This window comes from Streptomyces sp. NRRL S-920 (assembly GCF_000717945.1).
GTDB lineage: Bacteria > Actinomycetota > Actinomycetes > Streptomycetales > Streptomycetaceae > Streptomyces > Streptomyces alboniger.
The window spans coordinates 23,214-47,348 of record NZ_JODF01000001.1; the positions used below are offsets into that span (position 1 = coordinate 23,214).

General features: G+C 73.1%; 22 protein-coding genes. 13 read left to right on the forward strand and 9 right to left on the reverse strand.

Annotated features, from left to right (window positions below):
* Window positions 1-44 precede the first annotated feature (44 nt).
* The 8 genes from IG54_RS0100015 (at window position 45) to IG54_RS0100050 (ending at window position 7,975) form a co-directional block, all read left to right on the forward strand.
* The gene (locus IG54_RS0100015) at window positions 45-1,250 is read left to right on the forward strand and encodes a cytochrome P450 (RefSeq protein WP_030775360.1); all 1,206 of its coding nucleotides are present in this window, start codon (window positions 45-47) and stop codon (window positions 1,248-1,250) included.
* Window positions 1,251-1,292: 42 nt separating this feature from the next.
* Complete coding sequence (locus IG54_RS0100020; protein ID WP_051819150.1) at window positions 1,293-2,405, forward strand: cytochrome P450; 1,113 nt, start codon at window positions 1,293-1,295, stop codon at window positions 2,403-2,405.
* Between the two features lie 11 nt (window positions 2,406-2,416).
* Window positions 2,417-3,622 carry a cytochrome P450 gene (locus IG54_RS0100025; RefSeq protein WP_030775365.1) on the forward strand — a complete coding sequence of 402 codons (1,206 nt, stop codon included), beginning with the start codon at window positions 2,417-2,419 and terminating at the stop codon, window positions 3,620-3,622.
* Between the two features lie 35 nt (window positions 3,623-3,657).
* Window positions 3,658-3,876: a ferredoxin gene (locus tag IG54_RS0100030; protein WP_234335892.1), complete on the forward strand. Its 219-nt coding sequence runs from the start codon at window positions 3,658-3,660 to the stop codon at window positions 3,874-3,876.
* 172 nt (window positions 3,877-4,048) lie between these two features.
* Window positions 4,049-4,645, forward strand: a complete 597-nt coding sequence (locus IG54_RS0100035; protein WP_051819151.1) for a hypothetical protein — start codon at window positions 4,049-4,051, stop codon at window positions 4,643-4,645.
* Window positions 4,642-5,988 (forward strand): peptidoglycan-binding protein, encoded by a 1,347-nt coding sequence (locus tag IG54_RS0100040; RefSeq protein ID WP_234335894.1) that lies wholly within the window; start codon window positions 4,642-4,644, stop codon window positions 5,986-5,988. The genes IG54_RS0100035 and IG54_RS0100040 overlap by 4 nt, the downstream gene beginning before the upstream one ends.
* Window positions 5,985-6,728: an ABC transporter ATP-binding protein gene (locus tag IG54_RS0100045; RefSeq protein ID WP_234335896.1), complete on the forward strand. Its 744-nt coding sequence runs from the start codon at window positions 5,985-5,987 to the stop codon at window positions 6,726-6,728. The genes IG54_RS0100040 and IG54_RS0100045 overlap by 4 nt, the downstream gene beginning before the upstream one ends.
* Window positions 6,725-7,975 (forward strand): ABC transporter permease, encoded by a 1,251-nt coding sequence (locus IG54_RS0100050; protein ID WP_030775375.1) that lies wholly within the window; start codon window positions 6,725-6,727, stop codon window positions 7,973-7,975. The genes IG54_RS0100045 and IG54_RS0100050 overlap by 4 nt, the downstream gene beginning before the upstream one ends.
* Before the next feature lie 150 nt (window positions 7,976-8,125).
* Here IG54_RS0100050 and IG54_RS0100055 read toward each other — a convergent pair whose 3' ends face one another.
* Both IG54_RS0100055 and IG54_RS0100060 read right to left on the reverse strand, forming a co-directional pair.
* Window positions 8,126-9,133, reverse strand: coding sequence for an LLM class flavin-dependent oxidoreductase (locus IG54_RS0100055; RefSeq protein WP_030775378.1), 1,008 nt, complete (start codon window positions 9,131-9,133; stop codon window positions 8,126-8,128).
* Between the two features lie 75 nt (window positions 9,134-9,208).
* Complete coding sequence (locus IG54_RS0100060) at window positions 9,209-9,430, reverse strand: dodecin (RefSeq protein WP_030775381.1); 222 nt, start codon at window positions 9,428-9,430, stop codon at window positions 9,209-9,211.
* 262 nt (window positions 9,431-9,692) lie between these two features.
* On the opposite strand from IG54_RS0100060, the gene IG54_RS0100065 reads away from it, so the two are divergent.
* On the forward strand, window positions 9,693-10,949 hold the full coding sequence (locus tag IG54_RS0100065; RefSeq protein ID WP_030775384.1) for an extracellular solute-binding protein: 1,257 nt from the start codon (window positions 9,693-9,695) through the stop codon (window positions 10,947-10,949).
* A gap of 57 nt (window positions 10,950-11,006) precedes the next feature.
* Here IG54_RS0100065 and egtD read toward each other — a convergent pair whose 3' ends face one another.
* From egtD to egtA, 4 genes are read right to left on the reverse strand one after another with little or no spacing between them, the layout of a single operon-like run.
* Complete coding sequence (egtD, locus tag IG54_RS0100070; protein WP_030775387.1) at window positions 11,007-11,969, reverse strand: L-histidine N(alpha)-methyltransferase; 963 nt, start codon at window positions 11,967-11,969, stop codon at window positions 11,007-11,009.
* Window positions 11,966-12,721 carry an ergothioneine biosynthesis protein EgtC gene (gene egtC, locus IG54_RS0100075; protein WP_030775391.1) on the reverse strand — a complete coding sequence of 252 codons (756 nt, stop codon included), beginning with the start codon at window positions 12,719-12,721 and terminating at the stop codon, window positions 11,966-11,968. The genes egtD and egtC overlap by 4 nt, the downstream gene beginning before the upstream one ends.
* Entirely contained in the window at window positions 12,721-14,064 is a 1,344-nt protein-coding gene (gene egtB, locus IG54_RS0100080; protein WP_030775401.1) for an ergothioneine biosynthesis protein EgtB, read from the reverse strand. Before egtB ends, egtC begins: the two co-directional genes overlap by 1 nt.
* Window positions 14,061-15,401 (reverse strand): ergothioneine biosynthesis glutamate--cysteine ligase EgtA, encoded by a 1,341-nt coding sequence (egtA, locus tag IG54_RS0100085; RefSeq protein WP_051819152.1) that lies wholly within the window; start codon window positions 15,399-15,401, stop codon window positions 14,061-14,063. The genes egtB and egtA overlap by 4 nt, the downstream gene beginning before the upstream one ends.
* Window positions 15,402-15,556: 155 nt before the next feature.
* On the opposite strand from egtA, the gene IG54_RS0100090 reads away from it, so the two are divergent.
* Window positions 15,557-16,633 carry a glycosyl hydrolase family 18 protein gene (locus IG54_RS0100090; RefSeq protein WP_234335898.1) on the forward strand — a complete coding sequence of 359 codons (1,077 nt, stop codon included), beginning with the start codon at window positions 15,557-15,559 and terminating at the stop codon, window positions 16,631-16,633.
* A gap of 42 nt (window positions 16,634-16,675) precedes the next feature.
* Here IG54_RS0100090 and IG54_RS0100095 read toward each other — a convergent pair whose 3' ends face one another.
* Window positions 16,676-18,106, reverse strand: coding sequence for an amidase (locus IG54_RS0100095; RefSeq protein WP_030775410.1), 1,431 nt, complete (start codon window positions 18,104-18,106; stop codon window positions 16,676-16,678).
* Window positions 18,107-18,265: 159 nt separating this feature from the next.
* Here IG54_RS0100095 and IG54_RS0100100 point away from each other — a divergent pair, with 159 nt between their 5' ends.
* Window positions 18,266-19,300 (forward strand): LacI family DNA-binding transcriptional regulator, encoded by a 1,035-nt coding sequence (locus IG54_RS0100100; RefSeq protein WP_030775412.1) that lies wholly within the window; start codon window positions 18,266-18,268, stop codon window positions 19,298-19,300.
* 68 nt (window positions 19,301-19,368) lie between these two features.
* Here IG54_RS0100100 and trxA read toward each other — a convergent pair whose 3' ends face one another.
* Window positions 19,369-19,758 (reverse strand): thioredoxin, encoded by a 390-nt coding sequence (trxA, locus tag IG54_RS0100105; RefSeq protein WP_030775414.1) that lies wholly within the window; start codon window positions 19,756-19,758, stop codon window positions 19,369-19,371.
* Between the two features lie 162 nt (window positions 19,759-19,920).
* On the opposite strand from trxA, the gene IG54_RS0100110 reads away from it, so the two are divergent.
* Window positions 19,921-21,345: a dihydrolipoyl dehydrogenase family protein gene (locus tag IG54_RS0100110; RefSeq protein ID WP_030775416.1), complete on the forward strand. Its 1,425-nt coding sequence runs from the start codon at window positions 19,921-19,923 to the stop codon at window positions 21,343-21,345.
* Window positions 21,346-21,569: 224 nt separating this feature from the next.
* Here the strand turns inward: IG54_RS0100110 and IG54_RS0100115 are convergent, their stop codons facing one another.
* On the reverse strand, window positions 21,570-22,889 hold the full coding sequence (locus IG54_RS0100115) for an amidohydrolase (RefSeq protein WP_030775418.1): 1,320 nt from the start codon (window positions 22,887-22,889) through the stop codon (window positions 21,570-21,572).
* Between the two features lie 145 nt (window positions 22,890-23,034).
* Here IG54_RS0100115 and IG54_RS0100120 point away from each other — a divergent pair, with 145 nt between their 5' ends.
* Window positions 23,035-24,096 carry an Lrp/AsnC family transcriptional regulator gene (locus IG54_RS0100120; RefSeq protein WP_051819153.1) on the forward strand — a complete coding sequence of 354 codons (1,062 nt, stop codon included), beginning with the start codon at window positions 23,035-23,037 and terminating at the stop codon, window positions 24,094-24,096.
* Window positions 24,097-24,135 lie beyond the last annotated feature (39 nt).

Below are 24,135 nucleotides of genomic sequence, written 5' to 3' on the forward strand. Positions count from 1 at the left end.
CGAAATCCCCTGACACGGAACACGGATGACGAAGGGACCCCTGGATGTCCAAGCGACTGAAAACCGCGGCGCACACCCGCCGCAACGGCATAGAACCCATGCCCGAACTGGCGAGCATCAGCGCGCGGACACCGCTCGTCAGGGTCGACGCCGAGGGGTCGTTCTCGGGCTGGCACTGGCTCGCCACCGGCTTCGACGAGGTACGGGCGATCCTCAGCGACGACCACAGGTTCAGCATGATTCCGCCGCCCACGCAGATGCACGGGGCCGCGGGGCGCGTCGAGATCGGCAACCTCCTGCGGTACGACCCGCCCGAGCACACCCGGCTGCGGAAGATGCTGGTGCCCGAGTTCACCGTCCGGCGCATCCGCCGCCTGGAACCCTTCGTGACGGAGATCGTGACGGACTGCCTGGACGCGCTGGAGCTGGCCGGTCCGCCCGCCGACCTCATGCCCACCTTCGCCCTGCCCATCCCCGGCCTGGTCGGCTGCGCCCTGCTCGGCGTGCCCCGCGACGACGCGGCCGACCTGGCCCGGCACTTCGTCTCCACCTCCTCCGCCGCCACGGACCACCGCACCGATCCCCGCGAGCGGGAGCGCATGCGGGCGGCGGGCAACGCGTTCGTGACGTACATCAGAAGGCTCGTCCGGCAAAAGCGCCGCGACCCCGGAGACGACCTGCTGGGCATGCTGATCCGCGAGCACGGCACGGACGTCACCGACGACGAACTGACGGGCATCGCCGCGACACTCCTGGGCTCCAGCATCGAGAACGTCGGCGGAATGCTGGCACTGGCCCCTCTCGCCCTCCTCCAGTACCCCGACCAGCTCGCGCTCTTCCTCGACCGGCCGGAGCTGACCGACCAGGCGGTCGAGGAACTGCTCCGCTACGTCTCGTCCGTGCCGAACTCCATACCCCGCTACGCCCTGAAGGACGTACGCGTGGGCGAACACGTGATCAGGACGGGCGAGGTGGTGATGTGCTCCCTGCTCGCCGTCAACCGCGCCCAGCTTCCGGGAGTGCCGCAGGACACCCTCGACATCACCCGCGACAGCAGCGGCCACATGGCCTTCGGACACGGCATCCACCACTGCCTGGGCGCCTCGCTGTCCAGGCTGGAACTGCGGATCGCCCTCCCGGCACTGCTGCGCAGGTTCCCCGGACTGCGGCTCACCGTGCCGGCCGAGCAGCTCCGGTACCGGACCTGGACACCCAACTACGGAGTCGACGTACTGCCGGTCGTCTGGTGACGTCACGCTCCGCCGGACTCGCGCGGGAAAGGAAGACCGCCCATGCCCAAGCCGTTGAAGGAATCCGAACGAACGCCGCTCGTCGAGACCGTCGTACCGGGGACCTCGGACCGTGCCTGGATCGCCAACGGCTACGACGAGGTGCGGGCGATCCTCAGCGACGACAGGTTCAGCACCATGCCGCCCGCGCGGACCCCCGAGGCCTCCCGGCGGCTGATCCAGCCCGGCAACCTCCTCCAGTACGACCCGCCCGAGCACACCCGGCTGCGCAGGATGCTGACGGGAGAATTCACCCTCCGACGGGTCCGCGCCCTCGAACCCCTCGTCGAAGGCGTCGTGAAGGACCGCCTGGACGCCGTGGAGGGCGCCGGCCAACCGGTCGACCTCGTCGCCCACTTCGTCTGGCCGGCCACCAGTCTGATCGGCTGCGCCCTGCTCGGCATCCCCCGCGACGACCAGGCGGAGCTGGTACGCCACCTCGACACCAACCGCCTCGACAACCCCGACCGGGAACAGCGGGACATGGCGGGGACCGCGTACCTCGCCTACCTGGACAAGCTGATGCGGCTCAAGCGCCGAAGGCCCGGCGACGATCTGCTCGGCCGGCTGATCCGCGACCACGGCGCGAGCCTCACCGACGCGGAACTCACCGGCACCGCCGCGACCCTCCTGGCCTCCTTCATCCCGATCACCGGCGGCACCCTGGGCCTCGGTCTCGTCGGGCTCCTGGAGAACCCGGACCAGCTCGCCCTGCTCACCGAACGCCCGGAACTGATCGACCACGCGGTCGAGGAAGTGATCCGCAGCGTCACGATCATCCCGCACGCCTCACCGCGTACCGCCACGCAGGACGTGACCATCGGGGACCACGTGATCAAGGCCGGTGAGTTCGTGGCGTGCTCCCTCCTGGAGGCCAACGCGGCCCGGCCGCCCGGAGACCCGCAGGACTCCCTCGACATCACCCGCGACAACAGCCACCACATGGCCTTCGGACACGGCCTCCACTACTGCATGGGCGCGTCCCTGGCCCGCATGGAGCTGCGGATCGCCATCTCGCGGCTGCTGCACCGCTTCCCCAAGGTGCGGCTCGCGGTGCCGCGCGACGAACTCCGCTTCACGGCACGCTCCGTGGAGACGCTCCCGGTGTCCTGGTAGGGAGGAACGACATGCCGAACGAACCGGCGCCCGTGCCCGTGCACACCCGCCGCACCCGCTTCGATCCGGCCGACGAACTGCGCCGGCTCTCCGCCGGCGGCCCCGTCACCAGGGTCAGCCTGGCACCCGGCGCGGGCGACCGGCCGCTGTGGCTGGTCACCGGCTACCACGAGGTACGCCACGTCCTCGGCGACCAGGTCCGGTTCTCCACCAGCCGCTTCGGCGCCCGCACACCGGGGGGAACCAGCCGGCCCCAGCGGCCCGACGACGGCATCGGGCTGCTCATGGACTACGACCCGCCCGAGCACACCCGGCTGCGCAAGATGCTCACGCCCGAGTTCACGGTCCGGCGGATGCGCAGACTCCAGCCCCGGATCGAGGCCATCGTCACCGAGTGCCTGGACGCCGTGGAACGCGCGGGCCCACCCGCCGACCTCGTCGAACTGTTCGCGGCCGCCGTCCCGGGCCCCGTGCTGTGCGAGCTGATCGGAGTGCCGCGCGACGACCGCGACGACTTCCTGCGCCGCTGCCACGCCCACCTGGAGACCGGCAAGGGACGAGGCGAGCGGGCAGCCGCCGGAACGGCGTTCACCCGCTACCTCGCCGCCCTGGTGGCCCGCCAGCGCAAGGACCCCGACGAGGGCTTCCTCGGCATGCTGGTACGGGATCACGGCGAGGAGTTCACCGACAAGGAACTGCGGGGCATCTGCGTCCTGTTGATGCTCGCGGGCCTCGACAACATCTCCGGGATGCTGGGCCTCGGGACGCTGGCGCTCCTGGAGAACCCCGGCCAGCTCGCGGTGGTCCGCGACGACCCCGCGGCCCTCGACCGGGGCATCGAGGAACTGCTGCGCTATCTGTCCGTGCCGCACGCTCCCACGCCCCGCACCGCGGTGGAGGACATGACGCTCGGCGGCAAGCGGATCAGAGCGGGCGACACCCTCGTCTGCTCGATCCCGCTGGCCAACCGCGACCCGGCGCTCACCGACGAGCCCGACCGTCTCGACCTCACCCGCGAGCCGGGACCCCACGTCGCGTTTGGGCACGGCATCCACCACTGCCTGGGCGCCGCCCTCGCCCGGATGGAACTGCGCATCGGCTACGCGGAGCTGCTGCGCCGCTTCCCCGGGCTGCGCCTCGCGATACCCGCCGAGGACGTGGAGTTCAGGGTCCGGTCGACCGCCTACGGAGTGGAGCGGCTGCCGGTCACCTGGTGAGGACGGGGGCGCGACACGAGGGAGGAAGGGAAGAGATGTCGATGGAGATACGGGTGGACCGGGAGCGGTGCGCCGGCTCCAGTCTGTGCATGAGCTACCTGCCCGCCGTCTTCGACCAGTCGGACGACGACGGCAAGGTGCTGCTCAGGACACCGGTGCCCGGCGCCGACCTGGCCGAGGCGGTGAAGGGCGTGGTCGCGAGGTGCCCCACCGGCGCGATCACCCTGCACGCGCGGGACGCGCAGGACGCGTAGGGCGCGCAGGCCCAGACCCACCGGCCCCGCCCGCGGCGGCGACGGCCACGAGCCCACCGGGCCCGTGGCCGTCCGGCATGCCCGCACGGGAAACCGCTGGTGGTGAGCGCACTGTGCGGACGCCCCGCTTTGTGTCCGCCGTGTGACCGCCGCCCGCGTAGAAGTGTGGTCCATGTTCCTCACACACGAGCGAGCGACCGCGCACGAGCGAGTCGCATCCAAGCGAGTCATCGCCCCCGCCCTCCTGGCCGCCTCCCTCTTCCTCACAGGGGCAGCCCTGACAGGCTGCTCGGGCGACTCCTCCGCCGCGTCGAAGGACAAGGACCCGTCGCCGACGAGCGCCTTCGACCGGGCTCTGGCCTACTCGGAGTGCATGCGGAGCAACGGAGTTCCCGACTTCCCCGACCCGCAGCAGGACACCGGCGGCGTCAAGCTGACCCCGGACGGCGGCGGCGCCGACCCGAACTCCGACGCGTTCAAGAAGGCCGCGGAGGCCTGCCAGGACAAGGCACCGCAGGGCCTCGGCGGCGGCGGAGGCGGCGGCGAGGCCCTCGACTCGGCCAAGGTCACCGCGTGGGCCAAGTGCCTGCGCGAGAACGGCGTACCGAAGTTCCCCGACCCCGAGATCAACGGCGGCACCATGAACATCGACCTCGTCGGCGCGGGCGTCGACCCGCAGAGCGCGGCGTTCACCAAGGCCATGCAGACCTGCCAGAGCAAGTACCCGGGCGGCGGCGTCATGTTCGGGCCCGCCGGGGGTGGGCAGTGACCGCGGACGGCACGGACGAGATGGCGCCGGACAGGCAGTCCGGGGCGCTGGAGCGCCACACCTCGGGGCAGGTGTCGACCAAGACGTCGAAGGACCTCGACACCCCCGCCGGGGAAGAGCCCGCCAAAGAAGTCGACACGGCCGCCCAGGAGGACCCCGCCAAGGACGGTGGGCAACCGGGCAGCGCCCGCAGGCGGCGCCCGCTGCGCACCGCCCTGATCGTGCTCGCCGCGACGGCCGTCGCCGCCGCGGCGGGCATCGCCGCCACCGGCACCCTGGGCGGAGACGGCACGGACTCCGCGAACACCGCACCGACCGGGCCGCCCGCGACGGCCGAGGTGGAACGGACCACCCTGACCGACTCCGAGACGGTCGACGGCAACCTCGGCTACGGCGACGCGCAGACCGTGCAGGCCCCCGCCTCGTCGGCCGACGGCACCGCCGGAAAGGGCGGCGCGTCCGGCGGTGACGGCGGCATCGTCACCTGGCTCCCCGAGGAGGGCGAGGTCGTCAAGCGCGGCGACACCGTCTACCGCGTCGACGAGCGGAAGGTCCCGCTCCTGTACGGCTCCTTCCCGCTCTACCGCACGCTTGAGCCGGGCTCGGAGGGCGCCGACGTCAAGATGCTGGAGAAGAACCTCCGCGCCCTCGGCTACACCGGCTTCACCGTCGACGACACGTACGACTCCGCCACCGCCGAGGCCGTGCGGGACTGGCAGGACAGCCTCAACCGCGAGGAGACAGGCGAGGTCAGGCCAGGGGAGGCCCTGGTCGCCCCGGAGGCCAGGCGCGTCGCGAACGTGACCGCCACCCCCGGCGCGGCCCTGAGCGGGAACCTGCTGTCCTGGACCGGCACCGAGCGCATCGTCGGCATCGACCTCGACGTGCAGTTCGAGGACCTGGTCGACAAGGGCACCGAGGCCACGGTCAGGCTCCCGGACGACACCACCGTCACCGCCGAGGTGACCGACATCGGTACGCCGTCGACCTCCAAGGGCGAGGACTCCTCCGGTTCCGGCGAGTCCGACTCCGGGTCCGGCGGGTCGGGCGGCGACGACGACCCCACTCTGCCCGTCGAGCTGACCGTGAAGGACCAGAAGGGGCTCGGCCGCTACCAGGCCGCGGCCGTCGAGGTCACGCTGAAGGCCGAGACCCGCAAGGACGTCCTCGTGGTGCCCGTCAACGCCCTGGTGGCGCGGAAGGGCGGCGGCTACGCCGTGGAGGTCGTCACGGCGGACGGCACCGAGCTGCGCCCGGTCAAGCCAGGCATGTTCGCCGACAGCAAGGTCCAGATCTCCGGGACCGGCATCAAGGAAGGCACCGTCGTGGGGGTCCCCAAGTGACCTGGGAGGCAACGGGGGCGATCACGGACCGCCCGGTCGTCGAACTGGCGGGTGTGTCCAAGACGTACGGGGATGTCGCCGCCCTGCGCGACGCGGACCTCGTCATCCGGCGAGGTGAACTCCTCGCCATCGTCGGCCCGTCGGGGTCGGGCAAGTCCACGATGCTCAACATCATGGGCACCCTGGACCGCCCGACGCAGGGCACGGTGCGCATCGACGGGCACGACGCGGCGAGCCTGAGCGACCGCGAGCTGTCCGCGCTGCGGGCCGGCACCATCGGCTTCGTCTTCCAGCAGTTCCACCTGGCCTCCGGAGTGCCCGCGCTCGACAGTGTCGCGGACGGGCTGCTGTACAGCGGCAGGCCGCGCGGCGAACGGCGTCGCCTCGCCGAGAAGGCGCTGCGCCGCGTCGGACTCGGGCACCGCCTCTACCACGAGCCGCACCAGTTGTCCGGCGGCGAGAAGCAGCGCGTGGCCATCGCCAGGGCCGTGCTCGGCGACCCGCCGCTGCTGCTGGCCGACGAGCCGACCGGCGCGCTGGACTCACGGTCCGGCGCGGTCGTGATCGAGCTGCTGCACGAGCTGCACGAGGCCGGTACGACCGTGGTCGTCATCACCCACGACCGGGACATCGCCGCCACCCTGCCCCGCGAGGTGCGGGTCAAGGACGGCCGCCTGGAACACGACTCCGGCGGCGCGGGCACGTCCACGTCCCTGGTGCCCGAGGAGGCCGTGCGATGAGCGCGACGAACACGACCGCGGAGCCGGAGCGCGCCGCGCGCCCCGAGCCGCCGCGGCGGCCGAAGCCCGCCCGGATGAACCCGGCCGACGTACTGCGCGTCGGCGGCTCCGGACTGCGCTCACGGCCGATGCGGGTGTTCCTGTCGGCGCTCGGCATCGCCATCGGCATCGCCGCGATGGTCGGCGTGGTCGGTATCTCCACCTCGTCCACCGAGGACCTCGACCGCAGGCTCAAGGCCATGGGGACCAACCTCCTGACGGTCACGCCCGGCCAGTCCTTCGTGGGCGACGAGGCCCATCTGCCCGCCGAGTCGGTCGAGATGATCGGCAACATGGACGACGTGGAGTCGGTGTCCGCCGTCGGCAAGACCAGCGCGAAGGTCTACCGCAACGACCGCACCCCCAAGCAGGAGACCGGCGGCCTCACCGTCGCCGCCGCCCGGACCGACCTGCCGAAGTCCGTCGGCGCCGAGATCGTCGACGGCCGCTGGCTCAACTCCGCCAACAGCCGCTACCCGGCCGCCGTCCTCGGCCCCAAGGCCGCCGAACAGCTCGGCGTGCACAAGGCGGGACCGGACGTGCGGGTATGGCTCGACGGGCGCTGGTACACCGTCCTCGGCCTGCTCGCCGCCAACGAACTCGTGCCCTCGCTGGACTCCTCGGTGCTGGTCGGCTGGACGATCGCGGAGGAGGAGCTGGGCTTCGACGGCTACCCGACGGCCATCTACACCCGTGCCGAGGAAGCCGCCGTCAACGACGTCCAGAGCGTCCTCGGCGCCACCGCGAACCCGGAGACCCCCAGCGAGACCACCGTCTCCCGGCCCTCCGACGCGCTGGCCGCCAAGGAAGCCACCGACGACGCCCTCAGCGGACTGCTGCTCGGCCTCGGCGGGGTCGCCCTGCTCGTGGGCGGCGTCGGCGTGGCCAACACCATGGTCATCTCCGTGCTCGAACGCCGCTCCGAGATCGGCCTGCGCCGCTCGCTGGGCGCCACCCGCGGCCAGATACGCACGCAGTTCCTGGCCGAGGCGCTGCTCCTGTCCGCCCTCGGAGGCCTCGGCGGCGTCCTGCTCGGCATCGCCGTCACCGGCGGCTACGCCTCCTACCAGGGTTGGCCGTCCGTCGTCCCCCTCTGGGCGATGGCCGGCGGGGTCGGCGCGACCCTGGTCATCGGCGGCCTCGCCGGTTTCTATCCGGCCGTACGAGCCGCCCGGCTGCCCCCGACCGAGGCACTGGCCACGACATGACCGCCACCTGCTGAGAGGCACCACCCGAGACCGCGGTGCGCCCGCTGGAACCGTCCCCCGTGCCACGGGGGCACCGCGCCCGCCCGTGCCACCCCGGTCCGATCCCGGCGGACGGTGCGGGCGGGAACTCAGGCGTCCGGGACCAGGGACTCAGGCCGGGCGCAGCTCCGCGACCTCGGCCAGGTGCCGGAAGGAGTCCAGGAGGCCCGTACGGTCGTACGTACTGGTCGTCACCAGCACCTCCTGAGCGCCGCTCTCCTTGATCACCCGCTCCAGCTGGTCCGCGACCTGCTCCCGGGTGCCGTACACATGGCCGCGCAACCCCGACTCGTAGAAGCCGCGCTCCTTGTCCGTCATCGTCAGGGACTCCACGCGCTCGGCGGGCGGCAGCGGCGGGAACGTCCCATGCGTACGGGAGTACGCCATCGACCAGGCCTCCGGGATCAGCAGGCGGCGGGCCTCCTCCTCGCTCCCCGCGACGGCGACCGTGCCCGCGATCATGACGTACGGCTCCGCGAGCCAGGGCGAGGGCCGGAACGAGCCGCGGTACGTCTCGATGCCGCGCAGCATCTTCTCGCGGCCCCTGATGTCCCCGATGGCCAGCGGGAGGCCCGCCTCGGCGGCGATCGTGGCGCCCTCGCCGACCGCGAGGACGTACGGCGGGACGGTGAGGCCCTCCGCCGGGCGGGCCCGCACGCCGGTGGCGGACGTGCCGCGGAACCAGCCGAGCAGCTCGGCCAGTTGCCCGGCGAAGTCCTCCGCGTCGTGCTTGTCGCGGCCGAGCGCCTTGCGGACCCCGTCCGTGAACCCGACGGAACGGCCGAGCCCCATGTCGATCCGGCCCGGGAAGAGCGACTCCAGCACCCCGAACTGCTCGGCCACGACCAGCGACCGGTGGTTGGGCAGCATCACGCCGCCGGTGCCGACCCGGATGGTGCGCGTGGCCGCCGCGACGGCCGAGGCGAGGACCGTGGGCGCGGAGCCCGCGACACCCGGCACTCCGTGGTGCTCGGAGACCCAGAAACGGTGGTAGCCGAGGGCTTCCAGCTCCTGGGCCAGGCGCACGGTGGCGCGCAGGGCCTCGGGCCCGTCGTGCCCCTCACGGGTGCGCGAACGGTCGAGGACGGAGAACCGGGTTGCCGCGATCACTGACTTCACGCACGGTTCAACACCACACGCCCGCGATGATTCCCGCCCGCCGGCCCCGCCGGCCCCGCCGGTTCGCCGCCGCGCCTACGCCTGGTCTCCGTCCTCCAGGCGGAATCCGACCTTCAGCCCGACCTGGTAGTGCTGGATCTCCCCGTTCTCGATATGCCCCCGCACTTGCGTGACCTCGAACCAGTCGAGCGAACGGAGCGTCTGCGAGGCGCGCGCGATCCCGTTGCGGATCGCCTGGTCGACACCCTCGTGCGAGGTGCCGACGATCTCGGTCACGCGGTAGGTGTGGTCCGACATGAAGGGGTTCCTCCTGGACGTTGGCTGACATCACGGAGTGCGTCACTCCACCGTGCACCAGCGCGTGCGGACGCGCGAGACGGCGTACCCCAGGGGGTATCCGGCCCAGTATCCGGCGGTTACCCCCTTGACCGGTTCATTGGTACGGACCAAAATCCAGCCAGTACCCGTTCGAGCCATCCGCTCACCCCCCGCGTCGGGCTGACCTTCCCCTGTCCGCAGGCAGAAAGTGACCCACGTGAAGCCGCACCGCCGCGCCGCCATGCCGCTGGCCCTGGCCCTCTCCTCGACCCTGACGCTCGCCGGGTGCGGGCTGCTGCCCGGCGAGGACGAGCGCCGCACCGTCACCGTCTGGATGATGCAGGGCAGCGCGTCGCCGGAGTTCGTCGAACGCTTCACCGAGGACTTCGAGAAGGAGCACGAGGCCATCGACCTGGACATCCGGGTCCAGGAGTGGACGGGCATCGGCGCCAAGGTCAAGAAGGCGCTCAAGGCGACCGGCGACGACGCGCCCGATGTCATCGAGGTCGGCAACACCCAGGTCGCCCAGTACGTCGACGAGGGCGGCCTGTACAACCTGACCCTGGAGTCCGCGCGCGACCTCGGCATGGACGACTGGCTGCCCGGCCTCGCCGAACCGGGCCGCTACAACGGGGGCCAGTACGGCATCCCCTGGTACGCCGCCAACCGCGTGGTCATCTACAACAAGGACCTCTTCGCCGAGGCGGGCATCACCAGGCCACCACGCACCCGCGAGGAGTGGATCGCCGACACGCGCAAGCTCAACTCCGGGGGGAACCAGGGCATCTACCTCGCTGGCCAGGACTGGTACACGCTCGCCGGATTCATCTGGGACGAGGGCGGCGACCTCGCCAAGGAGACCAAGGAGTCGTCCGGCGACTGGCGCGGCACCCTGCACTCGGCCGCGGCGCTGCGCGGCATGGCGTTCTACCAGCGCCTCCAGTCCCTCGGCCGGGGCCCGCGCGACGCCGACGAGGAACACCCGGCGCAGGCGGGGGTGTTCGCGGGCGGCGATGTCGCGCAGATCGTCGCGGTGCCCGGAGCGGCCCGCGCCATCGAGGAGAAGAACCCCGAACTGAAGGGGAAACTCGGCTACTTCCCGATCCCCGGCAAGAAGGCGGGCAAGCCCGGCGCGGTCTTCACCGGCGGCTCCGACCTCATCGTGCCCGAGCGCAGCGAGGACCACAGGGGCGCCGTCGAGGTGATCGAGGCCCTGGCCGGAAAGAAGTGGCAGACCGACCTGGCGAGGACCATGAACTACGTGCCCAACAAGGCGAAGCTGGCCCCCGCCGTGGCGGGCGAGGCGGGCGTCGCGGCGATGGCCGCCGGCGCGGCGAACGGCCGGGCGACCCCCAACTCGCCGCGCTGGGCGTCCGTCGAGGCCGACAACCCCATCAAGGGCTATATGACCGAGGTCCTGACGGGCGCCGACCCGGCGACGCGGGCCCGCGAAGCCTCCCGCAAGATCACCAGGGCGCTGGACATCGAGGGGCTGTGACGGCGGGGCCGTGCCCGTGCACGGACAGGCCCCGCCCCCCCACAGCGGCCCGGCCCCCTACACAGGCGAACTCAGCGACAGCGCGAAGCGCCCCCGCTCATCCGTCCACCAGTGCGTCAGATCCAGTCCGGACGCGGCCAGTTCGGCCCGCACTCCGTCCTGTCTGAACTTGGCCGAGATCTCCGTGCGCATCTCCTCGCCCGCGGCGAAGTCGACCGCCAGGCCGAGCGCGGGGATCTTCACCGTCTGGTCGGCCGTCGAGCGCAGCCGCATCTCGATCCACTCCCGCTCGCGGTCCCAGACGGCGACGTGCTCGAAGGCGTCGGGGTCGAAGTCCGCCTCCAGCTCGCGGTTCATGACCGCGAGCACGTTCTTGTTGAACGAGGCGGTCATGCCCGCCGCGTCGTCGTAGGCCGAGACGAGCACCGACTCGTCCTTCACCAGATCGGTGCCGAGGAGCAGCGCGTCGCCGGGGGAGAGCAGGTCGCGCACCGAGGAGAGGAACGCCGTGCGCTCGGCGGGCAGGAGGTTGCCGATCGTGCCGCCGAGGAACGCGACCAGACGCGGGCCCGGCGTGCCCGGCAGCGCGAGGCCACGCGTGAAGTCGGCGATCAGGGCGTGCACGTCGAGCGAGGGCCGCCGCGCGAGCAGCGTGTTCGCCGCGCCGGTCAGCGCGCTCTCGCTCACGTCCACGGGTACGTAGGTGTGCAGGGAGGGCATGGCGTCGATCAGGTGGCGGGTCTTCTCCGAGGAGCCCGAGCCCAGCTCGATCAGGGTGCGTACGCCCGTGACCTCGGCGATCTCGGCGGCGCGGGTGACCAGGATCTCGCGCTCGGCGCGGGTCGGGTAGTACTCGGGCAGGGTGGTGATCTCCTCGAAGAGGGCGCTGCCGCGCGCGTCGTAGAACCACTTGGGCGGCAGGGTCTTCGAGGCGCCCGTCAGGCCGTGCCGTACGTCGGCGCGCAGCGCGGCGCCGGTGGCGTCCTCGGGCAGGGTGCGGGTCAGCAGGAACGGGCTCACGCAGTGGGCTCCTTGAGCGGTGTCAGCAGTATGTCGGTGCGGCTTGCGGCGAGCAGGGTGCGGTCGGGCACCTCGCGCCAGTGCGGATCGTCGTCGTAGGGCTCGGAGGCGACCACCGTGCGGCGGCCCGGCTCGGCGAGGTACCAGAGGGTGTCGCCCCAGGCGGTCGCGGTGATCGTGTCGCCGTTGGTCAGCAGGAGGTTGAGGCGCGAGCCGGGGGCCGCCGCGGCGACGTCGAGGACGGTGTCGGCCAGGGCCTGCCCCTCCTCGTCGCCGTCGCGCAGCCGGTGCAGGACGAGCGCCCACACCAGCGCGGAGTCGCAGCGCGCCTCCATCGAGAGCAGCTCGGCCGGGGGCAGCGCCTCGGCGAGGGCGGCGAGCGATCCCGGCCAGCCCCGCACCGCGCCGTTGTGGCTGAACAGCCAGGGCCCGGAGGCGAACGGCGCGGCCGCGGCCTCGCCGTCCGCGCCCGCCACCGTGGCGTCCCGCACCGCCGCGAGCAGCGCCCCGGAGCGGACGACGCGGGCGAGGTCGGCGAAGGACTGGTCGCCCCAGATCGGCCCGGAGCGGCGGTAGCGGGCGGGCACACGATCGCCGTCCGCGTACCAGCCGACGCCGAAACCATCGGCGTTGACCGTGCCGTACCGCTGCCGGCGAGGCGCCCACGACTGGCGGTACAGGCTGTGCGCGGGCTCCACGAGGACCGTGCCCAGCGGCTCCGGCGGGCCGAGGAAAGCCAGGTGACGGCACATCAGACCGCCTCCGGGGCCGGGGTCTCCGTCGGACCGGCGTCCCGTGCGGTGCGGAACCCGGAGAAGATCTGCCGCCGCACCGGATGGTCCCAGTTGCGGAACGTGCCCCGGCAGGCCACCGCGTCCACGGAGAACGCCCCGCCGCGCAGCACCTTGTAGTCGCCGCCGAAGAAGACGTCCGAGTACTCGCGGTAGGGGAAGGCGGCGAAGCCGGGGTAGGGCAGGAAGTCGCTGGACGTCCACTCCCACACGTCGCCGATCAGCTGCCGCACGCCCAGCGGTGACTCACCGGCCGGATAGCTGCCCGCGGGGGCCGGGCGCAGGTGCCGTTGCCCCAGGTTCGCCCGCTCGGGCGTGGGGTCGGCGTCGCCCCACGGGTAGCGCGTGGAGCGGTCGGTCACCGGGTCGTGCCGGGCGGCCTTCTCCCACTCCTCCTCGCTGGGCAGGCGCCGGCCCGCCCAGCGCGCGTAGGCGTCGGCCTCGTACCAGCTCACGTGCAGCACCGGCTCGTCGGCGGGCACCGGCTCGACCGAACCGAAGTGGCGCCGCAGCCACTGGCCGCCCTCGCGGCGCCAGAACAGCGGTGCGCGCAGGTTGTTCTGCCGCACCATCGCCCAGCCCGCGGGCGACCACCAGCGCATCTCCTCGTAGCCCCCGTCGTCGATGAACCGCTGGTACGCGGCGTTCGTCACCGGTGTGGTGTCGATGAAGAACGGCGGGACCAGACGGCGGTGCGCGGGGCGTTCGTTGTCCAGGGCCCACGGTTCGGTGGAGGTGCCCATCGTGAACGGGCCGCCGGGGACCAGGACTTCGTCGGGACCGGCGAACGGCGGGAACGGCTCCGGGTCCGGCGCGGTGAGCGAGGTGGGGCCCGACCGCAGCTGGTGCGTGATGAGCATCGTCTCGTCGTGCTGCTGCTCGTGCTGGGCGATCATCCCGAACGCGAAGCCCGCGTCGGTGAGCGGCGTACCCCCGAAGGGCGTCTTCTCCAGCACGTCGAGAGCGCGCCCCCGCACCTCGGCCGCGTAGCCCCTGGCCTCGGCGGGCGCGAGCAGCGGAAGGCTCGGCCGCTGTGAGCGGGGGTGCTCGAAGGCGTCGTAGAGCGGGTCGATCTCGGGCCGCATCGCGTCACGGCCCGCGACGGCGCGCAGCAGCCACTGCTCCTCCTGGTTGCCTATGTGCGCGAGGTCCCAGACCAGCGGTGACATCAACGGCGAGTGCTGAGCCGTCAGTTCGGCGTCCTCGACACACGTGGTGAGGAGGGTCGTGCGGTCCCGGGCGGCCAGCAGCGCGGCGAGCGCACGCTCGCGCAGGGCTTCCGGGTCGGTGGTGGGGCCGTTCATCGGCGGGCGTCCTTCCCCGTGGTCTCCTGGTGTCCATGCGCGTCGCCGAGGCCGTCCAGCAGGTCGTCGGCCGGGCAGCGGCCCCGCGCGACATACCGGTCGGCGTACGTCGCGACCGCGTCCCGTACGGACGCGTCCGCGCCCATCCGGGGCAGCGCGTCGACGGCGGCGGCGAAGCAGACGGCGGCGGCGTCCCGCAGCTCGGTGTCCGCCATGCCATGGCGTGCCGCGTCCAGCCACAGCGGGCTGTGCGGCGCGGCGGGGGCGCCCGGCGGCCCCTCCCGCTCGGCGAGCGGCTTGACGGCCCGGTAGGCGGTCTCGGCGGCCTCCGGGTCGTCGAACAGCGCGCTCGTCACGGCGAGCGGCACGATCCAGCCGTCCTCGCCCGGCTGCGCGTCGACCATCCGCAGCTCCAGGTGGCCGCGCGGGCGGACCGGCGGGAAGAGCGTGGTCAGGTGGTAGTCGAGGTCGTCGCGCGTCGGCGGCCGCGGCACGCCCGAGCGGGCCCAGGACCGGAACGTCAGCCCGTCCGGGGCGCTCCAGGGACCCTCGCCCGGCGGCCTCTTGACGCACATGACCGGCGCGTCGAGCGCGTGCCGCGTCCAGGTCTCGCGCGGCTCGCCCTCCAGCGGCGGGGCGCCGGACCTGCCCGGCTCGATGCCCGCCCACACCGCCTGCCGCGTGGAGCGCCAGCCGGTCGGGCGGCCCTCCTGGAGCGGGGAGTTGGCGAAGGCGGCGACCAGGACGGGACCCAGCAGATGCGCCAGCCGCCAGCGGCGCGCGTAGCCGAGCGGGCCCGGCTCCTCGTACCCGGCGTCCAGACAGATCTGCACGGAGGCCGTCGAGCACATCATGCGGCGCCCGGCGGGGCCGCCGCGGTCGAGGCAGGACTCCAGCGCGTCGTAGCGCGGCTCGCGCAGGATCCGCGACGGCGGCCGCCACGGGTCGGCGCCGAGCCCGCTGAGGGTGAGGCGATGGGGGAGTAACGCGTCACGGACGAGGCCGAGATCGGCCCGCATGGCCGAGACGCACTCCGTCAGGGAAGCGGCGGGCAGCGAGCTTAGCTCCAGCTGGCCGCCGGGTTCGACGGTGACGGACGCGTGCAGGGGCAGGGCCCGCAGAGCGGCATAGGCCGCTTCGAGACGGGCGGTGGGGACGGGCAGATGGGCCAGTCCGGGCTCGTGGACGAGCCATTCCAGCTCGACACCGGTGAAGCGGGGCGGCCCTGTCTTGAAGCAGATGCCGCGGACCAGCGCCTCCACTTCCGCCTCGGTCACCGGGTCCGGTGCCTTGGCGTGTGGCGGTATCAGGTGCTTCGTACAGTCTCCCTCGGGCATGCGGGGATCCTTCCAATCGTAGGTGCTCGTCACACCCAAAACCCTCAAGGCCGTTCGCACAAGAGTGCCCCTGAAGCCGTTCTCGTACCGGGCCGCGGAACCTGTCCGGCCCAACCCGCGCGGCACAAGCCCCCGGCGCCCCGCACGCTCGGTTAATGATGCTTCGTCACCCGCGCCGCGCCCGCGCCCTCGTCGCCCTCGCCGCTCTCGCGACGGCGGCAGCGGCGCTCCCGTCGGCCCGGGCCCTCTCCGACCCGGTCCCCCCGCCCGCCCCGGCCTCGCCGCCCCGCACGGCCTCCGCCTGGCTCCCGTACTGGGACCAGGACACCGCGTACGACACCGCCCTGCGCCACGCGGACCAGCTGCACACCGTCAGCCCCTTCTGGTACGAGACGAAGTCGGCCGGACGGGTCGACCCGCACCTCCACGCGGAGGAGCGGCGCGTCATCGACGGGCTGCACGGCGCCGGCATCAAGGTCGTGCCGACCGTCATGGAGAGGATGCCGCGCGACGCCCTCGCCGGCGTGGTGACCGACCCGACCCGCCGCGCCACCCACATCGAGACCCTGCTCGACGTCGTACGAAGACGTGACTACGACGGCCTCGACCTCGACTACGAGACCATCGCGCCGACCGGCGACGCCACATACGAGAAGGTCCGCGACGGATACGCCACGATGGTCACCGACCTCTGCGACCGGCTGCACGCCCTGAGCAAGCAGTGCGTCATCACCGTCTCGCCGAAGACCGCGGGCACCGGCCGCGTCTGGGACTACAAGCGGCTCGGCGCCGCCGCCGACCGGCTGCGCATCATGGCGTACAACCTCCACTGGGCCGAAGGCGCCCCCGGCCCCCTGTCCAGCCCCGCCTGGTACGACGAGATCCTGCGCCGCGCCACCGCCGAAGTACCGCCCGCCAAACTGGAGATGGGACTGCCCGCCTACGGCTGGGACTGGGCCGTCGGCACACCCGGGCGCGCCCGTGCCGTGACGTCCAGACAAGCGGAGGCGCTGCGCCGCAAGGTCGGCGCGCCCTACCGCATCGACCCCGCCTCCAGCACACCCCACTTCACCTACCGGGAAGGCGGGACGACCCGGGAGGTCTGGTACCAGGACGCGCGCGGGACCGCCGCCCACCTGCCCGTCCTGCGGCGCCACGGCGTGGCCCACACCGCGCTGTGGGCACTCGGCTTCGAGGACCCGCAGCTGTGGCGGACGCTGGCGGAGTTCTGAGAGCCGACGCCGGCGCCCCGGCCGGGCGGGCGCCGCGCCGGGTCATGCCGCCCGTTCCGCCTCCTGGGCCGGCGCCGGCCACTGCTCGTACCACCGCTGGTCCGCCTCCAACTGCGCGGCCAGGGATACCAGCAGCGGCTCGCTGCCCGCGGGGCCGAGCAGCTGGGCGCCGACCGGCAGAGAGCCCGCGACCCGCCCCGCGGGGACGTTGACGCCCGGCCAGCCGAGGACGTTCCACGGCCAGGCGTAGGGGCAGGCGGCGATCATCGCCTGGTCGGTGCGCCAGCCGCTCATCTCCGCCAGCGCGCCGATCCGCGGCGGGGGAGTGGCCGTCGTCGGCGCGATCACCACGTCGTACGTGGAGAAGACCGCCCCCACCCGACGGTGCAGCGCGGCCTCGGCGCGGCGGGCCAGGCGCAGCGGCGCGCCGCCCAGCAGGCGCCCCATACGCGCCGCCTCACGGGTGCGCCGGTCGAGGAGTGAGCTGTCGGGGACGTGCCGCGCCCACTCCGCGATGCCCGCCGTGGCGCGCGGCACGAACGCCAGCCCTATCCGACCGTAGTCCGGGTCGGCCTCCGCCACGTCGTGCCCGAGCGCGGCGAGCCGGTCCGCCAGCGCGACGACCCGCTGCCGCACCGCCGGATGCAACCGCTTGGGCGTCGCCGTGAACGGCATGCGCAGCGACAGCGCTATCCGCAGCCGCCCCGGGTCGCGGGTGGCGGCCTCGGCGGCCCGAACCGCGGGCGGCCGGTGCAGATCACCCCGGTGGCTGCCGCTCGCCGCGTCGAGGAGCAGCGCGGCATCGGCGACCGTCCTGGCGAGCGGGCCGTTGACGGTGATGCCGTGGAACGCCTCGGGCCACGGCCACGTCGATATCCGGCCGCGCTGCGGCTTGATGCCGACCAGATGGGTCCAGGCGGCGGGTATCCGTACCGAACCCGCCCCGTCCGACCCGAGCGCCGCGGGGACCAGGCCCGCGGCCACCGCGGCCGCCGAGCCGCCCGACGAACCGCCCGGCGTATGACCGGGATTCCACGGATTGCGCGTGTCGCCGAAGCCGGGGCCCTCCGTGAAGGGCCACTGCCCCAGCTCGCACGTATTGGTCTTGCCGACGATCACGGCACCGGACGCCCGCAGCCGCCGCACGGCCTCGCAGTCCTCGGACTTCGGCGGGAAGTCACCCCTGCATCCGAACGCGGTCGGCTCACCCGCCACATCCATGTCGTCCTTGACGGCCAGCGGCACCCCCAGCAACGGCCGCCCCGGGAACGGCCCGCCCGCGGCCAACTCCCGGTCGGCGGCGTCCGCCTCGGCGAGCGCGGCCTCGGCCCGCACCCGCTTGAAGGCGTTCAGCGAGGGCTGCGCCGCCTCGATCCTGGCCAGCGCCCGCTCGGTCAGCGCACGGGAGGACACCTCCCCCTCGGCCAGCGCGCGAGCGGTACGGGTCAGGCCTTCGGCACGGTCGGCACTCATGTGGGGACACCTTCGGTCGACGACACGTGCCCGCACGTTAACCGGCGAGTAGCCGGCCGCGGAACGACAGCGGAGGGGACAAGACCGAACCGTGGCAGGGAAATTCACCCGGTGCCCGCCGTTGGGCCGCCCACCGCCGTCTGCGAGGATGCCGACGTCATGGTGCAGATACCGAACCAGCAGCCGGCCAAGCGCTCGGTGCCGACGAGCGCCGACGTCGCACGCCTCGCGGGCGTCTCCCGCGCGACCGTCAGCTACGTCCTCAACAACGCAGGCACCGTACGGATCAGCGAGCCCACCCGCCGCCGCGTCCACGAGGCCGCGAGGGAACTGGGATACGTCCCGCACGCGGCCGCCCGCAGCCTGCGCGCCGGACACAGCCGCATGGTTCTCATGCCCACGTCGGAGATCCCGATGGGCCCGCTCTTCAGCCGGTTCTTCAACGAACTGCAATGGGCGCTCAGCCGCCTCGACTACACCGTCGTGCAGTACGCGAGCCTCGGCATGACCGGCGAGGACGCCGCCCGCGCCTGGGCCGAGCTGCGTCCCGTGGCCGTCCTCGCCCCCGACACCTCCGCCCTCGGGCCGCACGGCGTGACGGTCCTGAAGCGGTCGGGCGCCAAGGCGGTCTTCACGCTCGGCCCGCAGCGCGTCGAGGGCGCGCACGCGCTCCTGATGGACGGACGCCGGGTGGGAGAGGCCGCCGCCCGGCACCTGCTGGCCCAAGGGCGGCGCCGGATCGGCGCCGTCGTCCCCGAGGAGCCCGGCCTCGACCTCTTCTCCCGGCCCCGCGTCGAGGGCCTTCGCGCCGCCGTCGCGGACGCGCACATCGCGGGCGCCTCGGTCACGGAACTGCCCCTCGCCTACACGGAGGGGTCCGCCGCCGGGCTCGCGGCGCGCTGGCGCGCACTGGGCCTCGAAGGCGTCTTCGCGTACAACGACGAGTACGCGATGCTGCTGATGCGGGCTCTCCAGGACGAAGGCATCGCGGTCCCCGAAGAGGCGGCCGTCATCGGCTCCGACGACCTCATGCTCGGCAGACTGCTGAGGCCCCGGCTCAGCACCGTCCGCATCGAGCTGCCCTCCGGCCGCGGTCTCGCGGAACTGGTCGACCGCGTGGTGCGCGACCCGGGCGCCGAACCCGAGGTGCACGACATGCTCGGAGCGGCCGTCGTGCACCGCGAGTCCAGCTGAGAGCCCGCGCCGGGCTCCGGGGCCGGACCTCGGCGGCCCGGCCCCTGATCTCCTGAACTACCGGTGGCTCACTGCTCCTGTTCCTGCTGCTTGGACTGCTCCTCGGCGACCTGCTTGCGCACCTCGTCCATGTCCAGGTTCCTGGCCTGCCCGATGACGTCCGTCAGCGCCGCCTCGGGCAGCGCGCCCGGCTGGGCGAAGACCGCGACCTGATCGCGGACGATCATCAGGGTCGGGATGGACTGGATGTTGAAGGCGGCGGCCAGCTCAGGCTGGGCCTCCGTGTCGACCTTGGCGAAGACCAGGTCGGGGTTGGCCTCGGCGGCCTTCTCGTAGACCGGGGCGAACTGCTTGCAAGGACCGCACCACGAAGCCCAGAAGTCGATCAGAACGAACTCGTTGTCCGTGACCGTCTGGTCGAAGTTCTCCTTGGTCAGCTCCAGAGTCGCGTTGCTCATGGTGTCCCTGCTTCCTGTATGGGGCATGGCCGCTGTGCACAACGGCCGATGGTGCGAACGTATTCCGCCCGTCCGCGCGCGGAACTGATCCGTGCGCGCACGGGCGTGTTCCGCGCGCTTACCCATGTGGCCACGGCGCACACCTGCCGACAGACTGTCCCCATGACGGATGCCAAGACGTACGACGTAGTAGTCATCGGTGCGGGTCCCGTGGGGGAGAACGTCGCGGATCGGGCCCGCGCGGCGGGGCTGAGCGCCGCGATCGTGGAGAGCGAACTCGTCGGAGGCGAGTGCTCCTATTGGGCGTGCATGCCCAGCAAGGCCCTGCTGCGCCCCGTCATCGCCCGCGCGGACGCCCGCCGCGTCCCCGGGCTGCGCCAGTCCGTCGGGGGTCCGCTCGACGCGGCCGCGGTCCTCGCGCACCGCGACGACTACACCTCGCACTGGAAGGACGACGGCCAGGTCGGCTGGCTGGAGGGCGTCGGCGTCGACCTCTACCGGGGCCACGGCCGCGTCGCGGGCCCCCGCCAGGTCACGGTCACCGGCACGGACGGCACCGAGACCGCGCTGCGGGCCCGCCACGCCGTCGCCGTCTGCACCGGCACCCGCGCGGCCCTGCCCGACCTGCCGGGCCTCGCCGACGTCAAGCCGTGGACGAGCCGCGAGGCGACCGCCGCGGACCACGTCCCCGACCGCCTCCTGGTAGTGGGCGGCGGTGTCGTCGCCGTGGAGATGGCCACGGCCTGGCAGGCGCTCGGATCGAGCGTGACCGTGCTCGTGCGCGGCGGGGGCCTGCTGCCCCGCATGGAGCCGTTCGCGGGCGAGCTGGTCCAGGAGGCCCTGAGGGAGGCGGGCGCCGAGATCCGCTCCGGGGTCTCCGTCACCGCCGTCACACGCGAGAACGGCACGGTCACGGCGACCCTGGACGACGGCTCGACCCTCCGGGCGGACGAGATCCTCTTCGCGACGGGCCGCGCCCCGCGCACCGACGACATCGGCCTGGAGACGGTGGGCCTGGAGCCCGGCTCGTGGCTGCCGGTCGACGAGAGCCTGCGCGTGGCGGGCAGCGACTGGCTGTACGCGGTGGGCGATGTGAACCACCGCGCGCTCCTCACCCACCAGGGCAAGTACCAGGCCCGCGTCGCGGGCGCCGCCATCGCCGCCCGCGCCCAGGGCGTCCCCCTCCTGGAGACCGACCGCTGGGGCGCCCACGCCGCCACCGCCGACCACGCCGCCGTACCCCAGGTGGTCTTCACCGACCCCGAGGCGGCCTCGGCGGGCCTGACCCTCGCCGAGGCCGAGGCCGCGGGGCACCGGGTGCGGGCCGTCGACTACGACATGGCGGGCGTCGCGGGCGCGGGCCTCTACGCCGACGGCTACCGGGGCCGCGCCCGCATGGTCGTCGACCTGGACCGCGAGATCCTCCTCGGCGTCACCTTCGTCGGCCCCGGCGTCGGCGAACTCATCCACTCGGCGACGATGGCGGTGGCGGGGGAGATCCCCCTGGACCGCCTGTGGCACGCGGTCCCGGCCTACCCGACGATCAGCGAGGTCTGGCTCCGGCTCCTGGAGACCTACCGCGGCTGAACCTCACCCGCGGGCGACCCACTGGAGCAGTGCGCGCCGGTCCTCGCTAGGGCGTGTCCGTAAAGTCCCGCCTGCGTCGCGACGCCCCGGCACGCACTCTCGCCGCGTCGGCCGAAAGCCCGAGTACGCCCAGTACGAGGGCTTCCGGCCGGCACGCCGAGAGCACGCACCGGACGCCGCGACGCCCGCCCTGCGGGCGAACGACGGGACTTTCCGGACACGCCCTAGGGCCTGCGGTTCGCCTCGGCCGTGTCCGTCAGCCACTGCGCCGCCGCCGCGAGCAGCGCCGTCACGCCCACCTCGATGGCGGGGCCGGGCAGCGGCGCGAACAGGGCGGAGTGGTTGGCGGGGATGGTGGGCGGCATCCCGTCCTCCAGCAGGGCATCGGGGTCCAGGCCCGCGAACAGGGCGGGGTCGGCGCCGCCGAAGTGCCAGAAGACGGAGGGGACTTCGAGCGCGGTGCCGAAGGCGCCGAAGTCCTCGCTGCCGATCAGCGGCCGCGGCAGGGTGAACACGTGCCCCTCGCCGAGGGCCGCGGTGAGGGCGGCGTGGACCGTGGCGGTGGCCGCGGGGTCATTCACGGTGACGGGGAAGGAGTTCAGCTCCGTGATCTCCGGCTCCCTGGGGGCGCCGGACGCGGCCGCCTCGGCGCGGATGATCCGCTCGACGGCGGCGAGGACCCGTTCCCGTACGGCGGGGGTCGTGGAGCGGATGTTGACCTGGAGTTCGACCATGTCCGGGATGATGTTCTCCTTGGTGCCGCCGTGGATCGCCCCGACGGTCACCACGGCCGCCTGCGCCGCTCCCACCTCTCGCGAGACCACGGTCTGGAGGCGCAGCACGACCGCGGCCGCGAGCACGACCGGGTCCACGGTGCTCTCGGGCATCGAACCGTGCCCGCCGCGCCCGAAGAGCCGCACCCGCAGACTGTCGGAAGCCGCCATCAGCGGCCCCGGCCGGGTGCCGACGAAGCCGACGGGCGCGGGCGCCACATGCTGGCCCAGGCACACCTCGGGGCGCGGGAAGCGCTCACGGAAGCCGTCCTCGATCATCGCCGGGGCCCCGCCCACCTCCTCGGCCGGCTGGAACACCGCCACCACCGTGCCGCGCCAGGCCTTCCGGTTGGCGGCCAGCTGCGCGGCGGCGCCGAGCAGGCAGGCGACGTGCAGGTCGTGCCCGCACGCGTGCATCACGGGGACCTCCTCCCCGTCACTGCCGACCGCGGTCCGCTCGGAGGCGTACGGGAGTCCCGTCTCCTCCTTGACCGGCAGCCCGTCCATGTCGGCGCGCAGCAGCACCACCGGCCCCTCGCCCGCGGTGAGCACACCGACCACTCCCGTACCGGCCACCCCTTCGGTGACCTCCCAGCCCTGCTCCCGCAGCCGCGCGGCGGCGACGCCCGCGGTACGCACCTCCTGGAAGGACAGCTCGGGGTGGGCGTGCAGGTCCTCGTAGAGCGTGCGCAGACCGGGCAGCCGGCCGTCGAGGCCGGACAGTAGCGGGGCCACGGGTGCGGGCGTGCGGATGTGATCGGCAGATGTCATGAGTGCTCCAAGGTGGACAGGGCGACCAGGGGGGGGCGGGCGCCGAGCGGACACGGATACGGCACTCCTCTCGACAGGGGCCGATACTGGGCGTCGGCCGGCACGTACCCCCACGATCCGGCCCGGGCACGAAGGAGGAGCGAAATTGCCGGAAAGCGTCTCCCCACGCGAGATCGCCCCGGATTCCGACACCCGGTTCTCCGAGCTGGACCTCGCGCTCGTCGACGCCCTGCAATCCGCGCCCCGCGCCCCGTGGACCCGCATCGGCCGCGCGCTCGGCGTGGACGCGACCACCGCGGCCCGCCGCTGGGAGCGCCTGCATACGGGCCGCCTCGCCTGGATCACCGCCCACGCCTCGGCGAAGCTGGCGACCGTCGCCTACGTCGAGGTGCGCTGCCGTCCGCGCTCCCTGCAAACGGTCGTCGCCGCCCTCGCCGAACTGCCGTGGGTGTTCAGCATCGACGAGACGGCGGGGGACTTCGACCTCTTCGTGTCCGTCGCCGCCACCGACCTGCCCTCGCTCGGCCGCTCGGTGCACGGCGCCATCGGCGGCCTGCCGGGTGTGCGCTCCACGCGCACCCGGCTCGGCATCAGGCTCTACGGCGAAGGGGGCGACTGGCGGATCCGCGCGATGGAACCGGCGGGCCGCGCCACCCTGTCCCCGCCGCGTGCCGTGCGGCACACCACTCACACCACTCGCGGCACGGACGCGCACGGCTCCCGGGTGGCGGACAACCAGGACCTGGTCAGGGTCCTCGGCGGCGACGGCAGGCTCGGCTACACCGAACTCGGCGCGGCGACCGGCATCAGCGAGCACACCGCCCGGCGCAGGCTCCGGCGTCTGATCAACGGCGGCGACATCACCTTCCGCTGCGACCTCGCGCACCCCCTGGCGGGCCTCTCGACCATGGTGATCTACCGTGCGACCGTCCCGCACGCCGACCTCGACCCCATCGGGAACGCGCTGGCCCGCATGGAGCAGGTCCGCATGTGTGCCTCCGTCAGCGGCCCGCACAACCTCCTCGCCATCGTCTGGCTGCCCGGCCTGGACGCCGTCGCCCCCTTTGAGTTGGCCCTCACCCGGCGCTTCCCGGCGCTGGAGGTCAGGGACCGCACGGTGGGCCTCCACTCGCCCAAGCGCATGGGGTGGCTCCTCGACGCCCACGGCCGCGCCACGCGCCATGTCCCACTCGCCCTGCCGGGTTAGCCTGGTACCAGCGGCGATCTTGCGTCTTCGCGCCGCGCG

What these genes read in the sequence shown, in the direction of transcription:
- IG54_RS0100110 (WP_030775416.1), top strand. Translation starts at nt 19,921, where the DNA reads ATGACGGATGCCAAGACGTACGACGTAGTAGTCATCGGTGCGGGTCCC.
- IG54_RS0100050 (WP_030775375.1), top strand. Translation starts at nt 6,725, where the DNA reads ATGAGCGCGACGAACACGACCGCGGAGCCGGAGCGCGCCGCGCGCCCC.
- IG54_RS0100100 (WP_030775412.1), top strand. Translation starts at nt 18,266, where the DNA reads ATGGTGCAGATACCGAACCAGCAGCCGGCCAAGCGCTCGGTGCCGACG.
- IG54_RS0100090 (WP_234335898.1), top strand. Translation starts at nt 15,557, where the DNA reads ATGATGCTTCGTCACCCGCGCCGCGCCCGCGCCCTCGTCGCCCTCGCC.
- egtC (WP_030775391.1), bottom strand. Translation starts at nt 12,721, where the DNA reads ATGTGCCGTCACCTGGCTTTCCTCGGCCCGCCGGAGCCGCTGGGCACG.
- IG54_RS0100015 (WP_030775360.1), top strand. Translation starts at nt 45, where the DNA reads ATGTCCAAGCGACTGAAAACCGCGGCGCACACCCGCCGCAACGGCATA.
- IG54_RS0100025 (WP_030775365.1), top strand. Translation starts at nt 2,417, where the DNA reads ATGCCGAACGAACCGGCGCCCGTGCCCGTGCACACCCGCCGCACCCGC.
- IG54_RS0100060 (WP_030775381.1), bottom strand. Translation starts at nt 9,430, where the DNA reads ATGTCGGACCACACCTACCGCGTGACCGAGATCGTCGGCACCTCGCAC.
- trxA (WP_030775414.1), bottom strand. Translation starts at nt 19,758, where the DNA reads ATGAGCAACGCGACTCTGGAGCTGACCAAGGAGAACTTCGACCAGACG.
- IG54_RS0100030 (WP_234335892.1), top strand. Translation starts at nt 3,658, where the DNA reads ATGTCGATGGAGATACGGGTGGACCGGGAGCGGTGCGCCGGCTCCAGT.
- IG54_RS0100065 (WP_030775384.1), top strand. Translation starts at nt 9,693, where the DNA reads ATGCCGCTGGCCCTGGCCCTCTCCTCGACCCTGACGCTCGCCGGGTGC.
- IG54_RS0100020 (WP_051819150.1), top strand. Translation starts at nt 1,293, where the DNA reads ATGCCCAAGCCGTTGAAGGAATCCGAACGAACGCCGCTCGTCGAGACC.
- IG54_RS0100035 (WP_051819151.1), top strand. Translation starts at nt 4,049, where the DNA reads ATGTTCCTCACACACGAGCGAGCGACCGCGCACGAGCGAGTCGCATCC.
- egtB (WP_030775401.1), bottom strand. Translation starts at nt 14,064, where the DNA reads ATGAACGGCCCCACCACCGACCCGGAAGCCCTGCGCGAGCGTGCGCTC.
- IG54_RS0100095 (WP_030775410.1), bottom strand. Translation starts at nt 18,106, where the DNA reads ATGAGTGCCGACCGTGCCGAAGGCCTGACCCGTACCGCTCGCGCGCTG.
- IG54_RS0100115 (WP_030775418.1), bottom strand. Translation starts at nt 22,889, where the DNA reads ATGACATCTGCCGATCACATCCGCACGCCCGCACCCGTGGCCCCGCTA.
- egtA (WP_051819152.1), bottom strand. Translation starts at nt 15,401, where the DNA reads ATGCCCGAGGGAGACTGTACGAAGCACCTGATACCGCCACACGCCAAG.